The following is a 12,080-nucleotide window of genomic DNA, read 5'->3' as shown; positions in this document are numbered from 1 at the left end:
CTCGTCATGATTGCTGGCTTGAGACTTACGCGCGACAATGCGTGCCATATTGCCAACCGCTGAATCACTGCATGCAACATGGGACACTCGAAGGAGACGAAGGCCTCTACGCGTCAACGCATACTTGCCGTCGCCGCACAGCGCTTCCGCGAGCATGGTTTTTCAGGGATCGGGCTGGCTGAGATCACCCGCGAGGCAGGTATTACGCCGGGGGCGTTCTACCGGCATTTCTCGTCGCGCGAGTCAATGCTGGCCGAAGTCGTCCGTATCGCCGCGCGCAGTCTCGATGAGTGGGCTGCAGGATCGCCTGATGCGCCCAGTGCGGTGCGCAATTACCTCAATGCCGCGCACCGGGACGCACCCGGTGTTGGCTGCCCCTTGGTGGCGCTGGTGCACGACATCGCGCACGCAGACCCGACCACACGCGATGCCTATACGCTCGAGGTGAACGGCGTGCTGGACTTCCTGGAAGGACTCAACAAGGCGGAAGGGCACGCCGATTCACGGGCGATGGCGCTGCTTCAACTCTCCGCCTTCGTCGGTGCGATGGGGTTGTCCCGTGCCGTCAGCGATCCCGCGTACTCGCAAGACCTCCTCGACAACGTGGCGGACGGTCTGGTCCAACTCGCCACGCCGCTGCGCTAGGGACGCTGGCGCCCTACAGCACGGCTTCGTGCTCGTGTGCTATCGCGGGGGCCGCGGCCGGCACGCGAGCGGATGCGCCTGCCAGCGGCATCGCATCGGGACACTTGCCTTCATCCGCCGCCAGCAGCGGGCAGCATTCGAACATCTGCGCCACCCAGTCGACGAACACCCGCACCTTTGGCGCGAGATGCCGGTTCTGCGGATAGATCGCCGCAATCGGAATCGGCCGTGGCCGCCATTGCGGCAATAGCTCCACCAGCGCGCCACTGCGCAGGTGCTCCTTCACCATGAAGCGGGGCGCCTGCAGCATGCCGGCGCCGCTCAGGCCATACGCCACGTAGGCATCGGCGTCATTGAAGCTGACGCGGCCGCGCATCGCCACCTCCACCGGATTGCCGTCCACGATGAAGTTCATGTCCAGCGTGCGCCCGGTGCGGTTGGAGAAGTAATGGATGGCGGTGTGGTGCGCCAGGTCGGCCAGCGTACGCGGGATGCCATGGCGGGCGATATAAGCCGGGCTGGCCACGGTGGCCAGGTGCATGTCGCCCAGGCCGCGCGCTACCAGGCTCGAGTCCTGTAGCGGTCCGACGCGGATCGCACAATCCACGCCGTCCTGGATCAGGTCCACGAGCTTGTCGCCATAGCCCACCACCAGTTCGATGTCGGGAAAACGCGCGTGGAACGTATGCAGCCGCGGCACGACGATGGCGCGGCCGATGGCCGCCGGCATCTCCACGCGCAGCCTGCCCATCGGCCCCTGACCAGAGCGCGTCATGGCCACCTCGGTCTCGGCAATCTCCGCGAGGATGCGCATGCAGCGCTCGTAATAGTCGGCGCCCTCGGGCGTCAGCCTGAGCTGCCGCGTGGTGCGGTTGATGAGCCGCACGCGCAAGTGCGCTTCCAGTCCCTGGATGATCGTGGTGGCCGACGTGCGCGACAACCCCAGCGCCTCCGCCGCACGCGAGAAGCTGTTCATCTCCACCACGCGCGTGAAGACTTCCATTGCCTGGACCTTATCCATCGTCTTGCCCTTCATTGGTGCGCCGGACCGGAACGCCTGGTGCGTTACGGGCCCGATTGTTCGGTCACGCCAAATTGTGTTCTGGATTATGAACGTTTACCAGAAGTTCGCAATGTACCAGACTTCGTGCATCGCAGCATTTGCAATTCCAGGCAGCCCCTCATGGTCCCGAATGGCCAATCCCCTCCTGTAACGACCCGCGTGGAAAGCGTGCGGATTGCGGGTCACGTGCAGCCGATTCCCTTGCGCATCTACGTGCCGGTCGGACTGGACGTCCGGCCTCCCGTGGTGCTCTACCTGCACGGCGGCGGTTTCGTGCAGGGCAGTGTGGCGTGCGCCGACGCGGCAGCGCGGGCCATTGCCGCCGCCACCCCAGCCGTGGTGATTGCGGTGGGCTATTCGCTGTCGCCCCGGTTTCCGTTTCCTGTACCGCTTGAGGACGGGTATCTGGCAGGGCTTTGGGCCTTGGCCAATGCGGGCACCTACGGCGGTGACGCGCGCCGCATGGGTATCGCAGGTCACGATGCCGGCGGCAACCTCGCGGCTGGCATCGCGGCCATGGCGCGTGACCGCAGGGACCTGACGCTGCTCGCGCAAGCGCTGATTGCCCCGCTACTCGACCCCAGCATGACCCGGCTGGCCGATGGCGGGAGGCTGGTTGGGGCCGATCTCTCGGCGAGCGACTGCGCCATGGCCTATCGCGCCTACTTGCCTGACGTCCTCCAGCACTTGCACCCCTACGTGGCGCCGCTGGAGTCGCGCCGCCTGCAACGGTTGCCGCCCACGCTGATCGTGAGCGCCGCGCGCGACCTCTGCCACATCGAAGGCGAGACCTACGCCAGCGAACTGATTGCGGCGGGCGTGCCGACCGAGACCACCCGCTACGCCGAGGCGTCACACCAGTCGATCGTGACCCATGCCGGCGCGCTGGCCGACGTGGCAGCGTTCTTCGCTCGCCGTCTCCACGCTGCCGAAGCCGGCCCGCGCCGCGCGCAACGAACATCCCATCCACAAAGACACGCTTCGCAGGAGTGAAGTCATGGAACAACGTAGATCCATTTTCCGCCGTCCACCGGTGCTGGCGGGCGTCGGTGCCGTCATGGTGGCAGCCGGGTTGGCAGCCAGTGTGGCGCTGACCGAAACAAGCGCCGCCGCACCGCCGGCCGCCGCTGCGCCCACGGAGGTGACCGTGAAGTCGCTGCAGCCGGAGGACGTGCGCGTCTGGACCAGCTTCTCCGGGCGACTCAAGGCGGTGGACGAGGCGCTCGTGCGGCCCGAGGTGAGCGGGCGCATCGTGGAAGTGAAGGTCCGCGACGGTCAGTCCGTACGCGCTGGCGAGGTCATGTTCGTGATCGATCCGCGGCCGTACGAAGCCGCCGTGGCGCGCGCGAGTGCCGACCTCGCCTCGGCGCGTGCGCGGGCGGAGTTTGCCACCACCGAGTACGACCGCGCCAAGGGCCTGATTGCCGCCGAGGCAATTCCCAAGAGCGTGCACGACCAGCGCGGCAACGAGTACCGCATGGCGCAGGCGGCGGTGCTGGCCGCCAATGCCGCGTTGCGGCAGGCCAGCATCAATCTCGACTATGCCTACGTCAAGGCACCCATCGCGGGCCGTATCAGTCGTGCCGAATTGACGGTGGGGAACCTCGTGCAACCGGGCCCCAACGCGCCGGTGCTCACGCGTATCGTGTCCAACGATGGGATCTATGCGGACTTCGAGGTGGACGAGCAGAGCTATGTCCGCTCCATCCGCAATCACGCGGACACGCAAAGCAAGGAACAGCAGATCCCTGTGGACATGCGGCTCCAGGGCGATGCCGAACACGTCTATCAGGGAAAGATCTACACGTTCGATAACAGCATCGATGTGAACACCGGCACCATCCGCGCGCGAGCGCGCTTTGCCAACAAGGACGGCGCATTAGTGCCCGGCATGTTCGTCTCCATCAGCCTGGCCGGTAGCGGAGACACCCGTGCGCTACTGGTGCCGGACGTGGCGGTGGGGTCCGACCAGAGCAAGAAGTTCGTCTTCGTAGTGGGGCCGGAGAACAAGATCGTCTATCGCGAAGTGACGCTCGGCGCGGGCGTCGATGGCCGGCATATCGTGCTGAGCGGGCTCAACGCGGGCGACCGCGTGGTGACCAAGGGCCTGCAGTTCGTCCGCCCCGATGTCGTGGTCGCCCCGAGGGAGGCCGCTCCCGAGGCGGTGAAGACGGCATCGGCGGGCCCGGCGCGGGGCACGCCGCCCCTGGCGGAGTGACAGCATGAATCTCTCGAAATTCTTCGTCGATCGGCCCAACTTCGCGGCGGTCATTTCCATCATTATCTTCCTGGCTGGGCTGATCGCCATCCCCAAGCTGCCGATCTCCGAGTATCCGGAAGTGGTACCGCCGTCGGTGGTGGTGCGCGCGCAGTTTCCGGGCGCCAATCCGAAGGTGATTGCCGAAACCGTCGCCACGCCGCTCGAGGAGCAGATCAACGGCGTGGAGAACATGCTCTACATGTCGTCGCAGGCCGCCAGCGATGGCCAGATGACGCTCACCGTGACGTTCAAGCTCGGCACCGATCCGGACCTCGCCACGCAACTGGTGCAGAACCGCGTCAATGAGGCACTGCCGCGCCTGCCGGACGTGACGCGCCAGCTTGGCGTCAGCACGGTCAAGAGTTCGCCCGACCTGACCATGGTGGTGCACCTGGTCTCGCCCAATGACCAGTACGACATGCTGTACCTGCGCAACTACGCACGGCTCAACGTGAAGGACGAACTGGCCAAGATCAGCGGCATCGGCCAGATCAACATGTTCGGCTCGGGCAATTACGCCATGCGCATCTGGCTCAATCCGCAAAAAGTGGCCGAGCGCAACATGAATCCCGACGAGGTGGTGGCCGCCATCCGCAAGCAGAATATCCAGGTGGCGGCAGGGGTGATTGGTGCCGCGCCATACGCGAACAACGTCGAGATCCAGTTGCCGGTTAACGTGCAGGGGCGTTTGTCCGATGTCGACCAGTTCGAGAACATCATTGTCAAGCGCGACGGCGGGGTGGTTACCTACCTCAAGGATGTGGCGCGCATCGAGATTGGCGCCAGCGACTACGCGCTGCGCGCACTGCTGGACAACAAGCAGGCGCTGGCACTGGTGATCTTCCAGTCGCCGGGCGCTAACGCCATCGAAATATCGAACAATGTGCGGGCACGGATGGAGGAACTGAGCAAGCGGTTTCCCAAGGGGCTCGAGTACCGCATCGCCTATGACCCCACGACCTTCGTGCGCGACTCGATCACCGCCGTCACGCATACGCTGATCGAAGCCATCGTGCTGGTGGTACTGGTGGTCATCCTGTTCCTGCAGACCTGGCGTGCAGCGATCATCCCGCTGCTGGCGGTGCCCGTGTCCGTGGTGGGCACCTTTGCAGCGATGCATGCGTTCGGGTTCTCAATCAACGCGCTGTCGCTGTTCGGGCTGGTGCTCGCCATCGGCATCGTGGTCGACGATGCCATCGTGGTGGTGGAGAACGTGGAGCGCAATATCGCCACCGGGCTCTCGCCACGCGATGCGACCATCAAGGCCATGAAGGAGGTGACTGGTCCGATTATCGCCATCGCCCTGGTGCTGTGCGCCGTGTTCGTGCCGATTGCCTTCATCAGCGGCCTGACCGGGCAGTTCTATCGCCAGTTTGCGCTGACCATTGCGTTCTCCACGGTGATCTCGGCCTTCAACTCCCTGACACTGTCGCCGGCACTGGCGGCGCTGCTGCTGCGCGGGCACGATGCGCCCAAGGACCGGCTGACGCGCTTCATGGACCGGCTGCTTGGTGGCTTCTTCACCAGATTCAACCGATTCTTCCACCGCAGTTCCGAGGCGTACAGCGGGGGCGTGACGCGCGCGCTGCATCGCAAGCGCGGTTCGATCGCCATCTACCTCGTGCTGCTGGGGGCCACGGTGCTGGGCTTCAGCAAGGTGCCGTCGGGCTTCGTGCCGATCCAGGACAAGGGATATCTGGTCAACCTGATCCAGCTGCCGAATGGTGCCACGCTGGAGCGAACCGAATCGGTTGTGCGGCAGATGACCGACATCGCCGCCAAGGAGCCGGGCTTCCGCAATGCGGTGCAGTTCCCGGGGCTGTCGCTGAATGGCTTCATCAACAGTTCTTCGTCGGCAACCGTGTTCTTCGGCGAGAAGACGTTCGAGGAGATGCGCGAGATCGGCTCGTCCGGTCCGGCCCTGGCCGGCGCGCTGCAGCAGAAGTACAGCGCCATCAAGGATGCGTTCATCGCTGTGTTTCCGCCGCCGCCCGTGCAAGGGCTGGGCAATACGGGCGGCTTCAAGCTGCAGATCGAGGATCGGGGCGATGTGGGTTACCTGGCGCTGAGCAAGACCGTCAACACGGTGCTGGAGAAAGCGCGCAAGGCGCCCGAGCTGGCCGGGGTGTACTCCACGTACAACGTCACCACGCCGCAGCTATTTGCCGATGTGGATCGCACCAAGGCGTCGCAGCTGGGCATCGACGTGGATGACATCTTCAAGACCATGCAGATCTACCTGGGCTCGCTGTACGTGAACGACTTCAACAAGTTCGGCCGCACGTATCAGGTGATTGCACAGGGCGATGCGGACTTCCGCTCGTCGCGTGATGACATTCTTCGACTGAAGGTGCGCAATGGCGAGGGCAAGATGGTGCCGCTGGGCGCGGTGGTTACGCTGAGCGACACCAGCGGGCCGGAGAGCGCCGCACGCTACAACGGCTATCGCTCGGCCGATATCAACGGCGGCCCGGCGCCCGGTTACTCCACGGGGCAGGCACAAGCCGCGATCACCAAGATCCTGGACGACACGCTGACCGGCGAGATGACGTTCGAATGGACCGAGCTGGCCTACCAGCAGATCCTGGCCGGCAACACGGCGCTGATCGTGTTCCCGATCTGCATCTTGCTGGTGTTCCTGGTGCTGACCGCGCAGTACGAAAGCGTGTTCCTGCCGCTGGCCATCATCATGATCGTGCCCATGTGCCTGTTCTCGGCCATCATGGGCGTGTGGCTGACCAAGGGCGACAACAACCTGTTCACGCAGATCGGCTTCTTCGTACTGATAGGGCTGGCGTGCAAGAACGCCATCCTGATCGGCGAGTTCGCGCGCGAGTTGGAGATCGAGGGAAAGTCCACGTTTGCGGCGGCGGTGGAGGCGGCTCACCTGCGGCTGCGGCCTATCCTGATGACATCCATCGCGTTTATCGCAGGCGTGCTGCCGCTGGTGCTGTCGCACGGTGCCGGTGCCGAGATGCGCCATGCCATGGGGGTGGCGGTGTTCTTCGGCATGATCGGCGTAACGTTCTTCGGCCTGTTCCTGACCCCGATTTTCTATGTGATGGCGCGCGCATTGGAGAAGCGCATCACCAAGACCGAAAAGGTGCATCACCATGTTGAAGCTTAAGCTGATGACGGCGCTGGCGGCTGCGGCGCTGGCGGCCTGCACGGCACCCGTGGGGCCGCAGTCGTCGGGCATCGATCCTGCGCCGCAGTGGACGAAGCTGGAGGACGGAAATGGGGCGGCAAACGCCTATCTGGTGGCCGACGCCGGTGCCGGCGTAGACCAGACGTGGTGGTCGCGCTTCCGCGACCCGACACTCGATACCCTGGTGAGCGAGGCATTGGCCAGCAACAAGGCACTGGCGATTGCCAAAGCCAGGGTGGAGGAGGCCCGCGCGGGCCGCCTGTTGGCGCAATCGGCGCTGGCGCCGCAGGTCAATGCGACGGCCAGCTCCGAGCGCGGCAACCGGGGGTTCGTGACCAATGACCAGGCCGTGACGATCAATCAAGTGGCGATCTCGGCCGCGTGGGAGGTGGACCTGTTTGGCCGCAACCAGGCACGCACGGCACAGGCGGCTGCGGTGCTGCAGTCCGCTGAAGCGAGCCAGCAGGCGGTGCGCGTGGCGCTGCTGGCCGAGGTGGCACGCAGCTATTTCGAACTGCGCAACTTCGCGCAGCAGATTGGCATCACGGAACGCAACCTGGACAGCCAGCGCCGCACACTGCAGTTGATCGAGGCGCAGAAGCAGGGCGCGCTGGCGAGCAACTTCGACGTACAACGTGCCGCCGCACAGGTATCCGCAACGGAGTCGCTGCTGCCTACGCTGCGTACCGGATACGACGGCGCGATGAACAGGTTGTCGAGCCTGCTGGGCCGCACGCCGGGCTCGTTGTCGGCGATGCTTGCCGGAGAGCCGGCCTGGCAACCGCTCGATCCAGGCATCGTTGTCTCGGCCCCGGCAACGGTGCTGGCCACGCGGCCCGACGTGCGTGTGGCGGAGCGTCAGTTCGCGGCGAGCATCTCGGCACGCAAGGCAGCGGTGGCGGAACTGTTTCCCAACATCTCGCTGACGGCCTTCTTCGGGGCGCAGAGCGCATCGCCGTTCTCATCAACACCGTGGGGGATTGGCGCCGGGCTGATCCAGCCGGTGCTGAACTTCGGTCGCATCCGCTCGCAGATCAACGCGGCCGATGCACGGCAGACGCAGGCCTATCTCGGCTATCAGCAGACTGTGCTCGATGCGCTGGAGGACATGGAGAACGCGCTGTCCGGGTATCTGAACGAGAACGTCAAGAATGCATCGTTGACGGCAGGGGTGGCGCAGAACCGCAAGGCGGCAGAACTGGCGCGCCTGCAATATCGATATGGGTATGTGGGACTGCTCGATGTACTGGTAGCGGAACGGGATCAGCTAGAGGCGGAGTCACGCCAGGCGGCCTCGGATGCGAACTTGCGCAAGGCACTGGTGCGGATCTTTGCGGCGGCTGGAGGTGGCTGGGAAGTGCAGTAGGTAGCTTAGCGCTCCTCTCCCTCAGGGAGAGGGGCAGGGGAGCGGTCTGGCGTTTCAATCACCGCCATCAGCTGATCCGCCACGGCATTCAGCAATTCCCTCGATAACTTTGCATCGGACACCGCGCGTGACAGGGTCAGCGCCCCTACGCACGCGCTATACACCAGCATCGCCTTGGCCCGCCTGTCGCCTCCGTCCTCCGGCAGCAGCGACGCAATCAGTTCCACCAACCGCCGCAGCCGATTCGTATACAACGCACGCGATTCCACACCGCTGACACCCGTGTCGTTCAGGAAGGCCGCAATGCCGCAGCTGTTTTCGCGCCGGTCCCGATGCGATTCCCCAAGGTATTCCCGCAACGATCGCCGAAGATTTGCACGCAGGCGCAGGCTCCACTGGTCGGTATCGAGGAACGCCTCGGCCATCGCCTCGCAGACCAGCGCCTCACGTGTGGGAAAGTGCTTGTAGAAGCCGCCCACCGTCAGCCCGGCTTCCTGCATGATGTCCGCTACGCCGATGCCGCGAAGTCCGTGCACGCGGAAACGCTGCGCCGCAATGGTGACAATGCGTGCGTGAGTGGCTTGCCTGGAGGCTTGCGAATGGCCCATGGGAGGAACGACTGGATGAAGGCGGATGCTGCGGAGCATAGCCGATATCGCCACACACTGAACGGCCTCTCACGGTCTCGAGCGGCGACTGCTGGCCGATCGCGCCTTCATGTCCTTCCCGCTCTGCGTTGCCCACAGAGCAACGATCTTGTGTAAGGATTGCTGTATCTCGAACAAGATTTCCGGCCAACAATCCCCTCACAACCGGTTCTCGTATCGATGCGAGAAGGTCTAATAAAGTGGAGGACGAGATGCAAGACCGAGGACACCCCCCCGCCAAACGCTGGATGGCGCTTAGTGCCGTCATCCTGGGGATGACGCTGACCGGCGCACCGGCATCCGCTGCCGACGCGTTTCCCACCAAGCCAATATCGATGCTGGTCGCATTTCCTCCGGGAGGGCCCGCCGATGTGCTGGCGCGGGCCATGCAGCCGGCAATGGCCAAGGCGCTCGGCCAGCCCGTGATCATCGAGAATCTGCCCGGCGCCGGCGGCGCGCTGGCAGTGCAGCGGCTGCTGAGCCGTCCGGCAGACGGCTACACGCTCATCATGGGCTCGCCCAACGAGGCCATCCTGACGCCGCTGGCGCTTGCCAGCGCCAAGTACAAGTCGGAGGAACTGGCTCTGCTGGCGCCAGTCTCGAACCATCCACTCGTCGTGATGACGCGCAGCGACCTGCCGTACAACTCGCTGGAACAGATCATCGCGGCCGGCAAGTCGGCAGGTAGCAATAGCCTGACCTTCGGCAATCCGGGCTACGGGACCATGTACCACATCGTCGCCGAATACATGGCTCAGCTGACCGGCGCCAAGATGCTGCAGGTGCCGTACAAGGGCGCCACGCCAATGCTGGCAGACCTGACCGGTCGCCAGATTGACATGACGATTCTGCCAAACCTCGGTGCCTCCACGCAGTTGCTGGAAACGCACAAGATCAAGGCGGTGGCGGTGCTGGACACGCAGCGCATGCGAACTCTGCCCGACGTGCCTGCCATCTCCGAAACCAGCGTCGCGCGCAAGTCCGAGTTCGTGTATTCGATCTGGCTGGGCGTCATGAGCAAGGCCGGTGTCCCAGCGGAGCGTGCCCGCGTATTGACGGACGCCTCGCAGCAAGCGCTGCGGTCGCCCGAACTGATCAAGGCGCTTGAGCTCTCCGGCGTGCAGCCGATGAAGCCACAGACCCTTGCGGCGTCCGCGAAGTTCTACGTCGACGAGACCGAGAGGCTTAGGAAGATGGCCGCCTCGATCAAGCTGACGCCCCAGTAGTTCCAACCCAAAGCGGGCATCCAGGATGGGCAGAGACTGATATCCACTAGACGCCAGGCATGACCGGAGAATGCCCTCAGCGCGTTTTCTCCAGCGCCTCATGTATCTGCTGGACAACGTGCGCCTCGATGTCCCCCTCATTTGCACCCGGCGAGAAAACTGCGCAGCACGCCGTGGCTTCACCAACGGCGCCACGATAGACTGCCACGACACTTCCGGGCCCACATCCGGTATGTCCAGCCACGATCAAGCCGCCTCCGATAGCGCCTCGCATAAGACCCAGCGCGTATCCTGGCGAAATCCAGGGACGCCCGGCGATCGGGCCACCCAGTACCCGTGTCGACTGCATATCCTGAAGCAAGTTGGCGGGAAGAAGCTCTCCGGCGAGCAGACGATCCAGAAGAAGAGCAGCCTGTGAAACGGGGCCGATCAGCAATCCGTGATAGACCCAGGCCGGATCGTAGTTCAACGAACTGTCGAGGTAATCCCGGTGTATATCTGTGCGCTCCGTTGCGAAACGAGCCGTCGAAATATCGAGAGGCACCAACACCTGCCGCCTGACGGCTTCTTCAAGCGGCTGGTCTGTCGCACGTTCGATAAGCCTTGCTACGAGCATGTAGCCAACATTCGAGTAGCGCCAGGCAGCTCCGGGGGTGTATCGAAGCCGGCGACCATCGAGACGGCGCATCATCTCGTCTGGCGACCATGCCGCTTCATGGTTTGCAATGGCAGCGTGGTACTCGGGAAGCTCGCCATAGTCTGCGAGTCCAGCCTCGTGCCGCAGGAGTTGGCGCAAGGTGAATGCGCTTTCAGGAAGTGAAGTATCCAGGTCGAGCAGTCTGTCTCGCACCAGTGTCAGAGCTGTCGCGGCCAATACTGTCTTAGTAAAACTCCACCATGGTACGGCGGGTTCAAATTGCCCGGGAGGTCTTGGTGATTGGCCGTTGGAGATGACGGAGATCAGCATTGAGCACTCAAGCGGTAGTGGCTGGATGGTGGTAAAGCGTGGAGCAGGCAAGATACACCATCAACCGGTAGCGCCGTCCGCAATGACTGCTCAAACTACGACCTTGACGAAGGAATAGAGGTGATGGAGACGAATGGCAGAGTTCTATTCGCAGAGAGCCCTCTCCATGTCGAGCTGCGCCAACGGTCCGACCGCTATCGCGATTTTTCCCTGTAGGCCGTTGCCGGAACTTTCGAGTCGGGCGTGGGCGAGGGGGATGTCGGCGAGGGAATAGACTGCGCCTAATCGGCGTCGATCATGATCCGACGGACCGTCTGCGTCGCCAATTCGGGTGCCGTTGCGCTCGCGTAGCTTCTCGGCCGCCAAAGTCGGCCCGAAGTCCGCGTAGCTGTCGCGGATCAGGCCGCGCACGCGGGATTCCAGACCAGGAGGAAGCTGACGACTGCTGCTGCGTCCACGCTTGCGAGAACCCAACCCACAGGGCCCGTCCTCGCGATATCGGAGCGCCAGCCGTTCGATCTGTCGCCGCGACAGGCCAAGCTTCTCGGCCGCGCGCCATATCGGCAGGCCTTGTTCGACCACGGCCTGAATCACCTTGAATCGGTCGAGTTCGCGCATCGTCATCGTGATGGACTCGGGCATCGGCATGGCGGCCTCCGGTCTTGCGCAGACGGGAAACCGCCAGAATGCCAGCCTTGGCTAAGGGGGCGACATTTCTATCTAGCTGCAGTCCGACATTAGCATGTAGCCGCTACATC

9 protein-coding genes and 1 pseudogene are annotated in these 12,080 nt (G+C 63.9%); 6 read left to right on the top strand and 4 right to left on the bottom strand.

What is annotated here, in order from left to right; genetic code table 11:
- Positions 1–78: 78 nt before the first annotated feature.
- Positions 79–645, top strand: coding sequence for a TetR/AcrR family transcriptional regulator (locus BM115_RS16870; protein WP_092296282.1), 567 nt, complete (start codon positions 79–81; stop codon positions 643–645).
- A gap of 13 nt (positions 646–658) precedes the next feature.
- Here BM115_RS16870 and BM115_RS16865 read toward each other — a convergent pair whose 3' ends face one another.
- Positions 659–1,666 (bottom strand): LysR family transcriptional regulator, encoded by a 1,008-nt coding sequence (locus BM115_RS16865; RefSeq protein ID WP_092296823.1) that lies wholly within the window; start codon positions 1,664–1,666, stop codon positions 659–661.
- A 228-nt stretch (positions 1,667–1,894) separates the two neighbouring features.
- Here BM115_RS16865 and BM115_RS16860 point away from each other — a divergent pair, with 228 nt between their 5' ends.
- Genes BM115_RS16860 through BM115_RS16845 form a run of 4 tightly spaced genes read left to right on the top strand, consistent with a single transcriptional unit; the run spans position 1,895 to position 8,482 of the window.
- Positions 1,895–2,701 carry an alpha/beta hydrolase gene (locus tag BM115_RS16860; RefSeq protein WP_255370869.1) on the top strand — a complete coding sequence of 269 codons (807 nt, stop codon included), beginning with the start codon at positions 1,895–1,897 and terminating at the stop codon, positions 2,699–2,701.
- 4 nt (positions 2,702–2,705) lie between these two features.
- Positions 2,706–3,926: an efflux RND transporter periplasmic adaptor subunit gene (locus BM115_RS16855; protein WP_092296276.1), complete on the top strand. Its 1,221-nt coding sequence runs from the start codon at positions 2,706–2,708 to the stop codon at positions 3,924–3,926.
- Positions 3,927–3,930: 4 nt separating this feature from the next.
- Positions 3,931–7,095 carry an efflux RND transporter permease subunit gene (locus tag BM115_RS16850; RefSeq protein WP_092296273.1) on the top strand — a complete coding sequence of 1,055 codons (3,165 nt, stop codon included), beginning with the start codon at positions 3,931–3,933 and terminating at the stop codon, positions 7,093–7,095.
- Complete coding sequence (locus BM115_RS16845) at positions 7,082–8,482, top strand: efflux transporter outer membrane subunit (RefSeq protein WP_255370868.1); 1,401 nt, start codon at positions 7,082–7,084, stop codon at positions 8,480–8,482. The genes BM115_RS16850 and BM115_RS16845 overlap by 14 nt, the downstream gene beginning before the upstream one ends.
- A 5-nt stretch (positions 8,483–8,487) precedes the next feature.
- Here BM115_RS16845 and BM115_RS16840 read toward each other — a convergent pair whose 3' ends face one another.
- A complete protein-coding gene (locus tag BM115_RS16840) occupies positions 8,488–9,129 on the bottom strand; it encodes a TetR/AcrR family transcriptional regulator (RefSeq protein ID WP_092296270.1) in 642 nt (213 codons plus the stop codon).
- 275 nt (positions 9,130–9,404) lie between these two features.
- On the opposite strand from BM115_RS16840, the gene BM115_RS16835 reads away from it, so the two are divergent.
- Complete coding sequence (locus tag BM115_RS16835) at positions 9,405–10,355, top strand: tripartite tricarboxylate transporter substrate binding protein (protein ID WP_177219949.1); 951 nt, start codon at positions 9,405–9,407, stop codon at positions 10,353–10,355.
- 76 nt (positions 10,356–10,431) lie between these two features.
- Here the strand turns inward: BM115_RS16835 and BM115_RS16830 are convergent, their stop codons facing one another.
- Both BM115_RS16830 and BM115_RS27505 read right to left on the bottom strand, forming a co-directional pair.
- On the bottom strand, positions 10,432–11,322 hold the full coding sequence (locus BM115_RS16830) for a serine hydrolase domain-containing protein (protein WP_092296264.1): 891 nt from the start codon (positions 11,320–11,322) through the stop codon (positions 10,432–10,434).
- A 483-nt stretch (positions 11,323–11,805) separates the two neighbouring features.
- Positions 11,806–11,940: pseudogene (locus tag BM115_RS27505) on the bottom strand (helix-turn-helix domain-containing protein); the annotation flags it as partial.
- Positions 11,941–12,080 lie beyond the last annotated feature (140 nt).

The organism is Cupriavidus sp. OV096 (assembly GCF_900115455.1).
Lineage (GTDB): Bacteria > Pseudomonadota > Gammaproteobacteria > Burkholderiales > Burkholderiaceae > Cupriavidus.
This window is presented reverse-complemented; position numbering and strand designations above follow the sequence as displayed.

Bases quoted from the DNA above. Each gene is read 5' to 3' on its own strand.
- BM115_RS16870 (WP_092296282.1), top strand. From the start codon at position 79: ATGGGACACTCGAAGGAGACGAAGGCCTCTACGCGTCAACGCATACTT.
- BM115_RS16865 (WP_092296823.1), bottom strand. From the start codon at position 1,666: ATGGATAAGGTCCAGGCAATGGAAGTCTTCACGCGCGTGGTGGAGATG.
- BM115_RS16855 (WP_092296276.1), top strand. From the start codon at position 2,706: ATGGAACAACGTAGATCCATTTTCCGCCGTCCACCGGTGCTGGCGGGC.
- BM115_RS16850 (WP_092296273.1), top strand. From the start codon at position 3,931: ATGAATCTCTCGAAATTCTTCGTCGATCGGCCCAACTTCGCGGCGGTC.
- BM115_RS16845 (WP_255370868.1), top strand. From the start codon at position 7,082: ATGTTGAAGCTTAAGCTGATGACGGCGCTGGCGGCTGCGGCGCTGGCG.
- BM115_RS16840 (WP_092296270.1), bottom strand. From the start codon at position 9,129: ATGCTCCGCAGCATCCGCCTTCATCCAGTCGTTCCTCCCATGGGCCAT.
- BM115_RS16835 (WP_177219949.1), top strand. From the start codon at position 9,405: ATGACGCTGACCGGCGCACCGGCATCCGCTGCCGACGCGTTTCCCACC.
- BM115_RS16830 (WP_092296264.1), bottom strand. From the start codon at position 11,322: ATGCTGATCTCCGTCATCTCCAACGGCCAATCACCAAGACCTCCCGGG.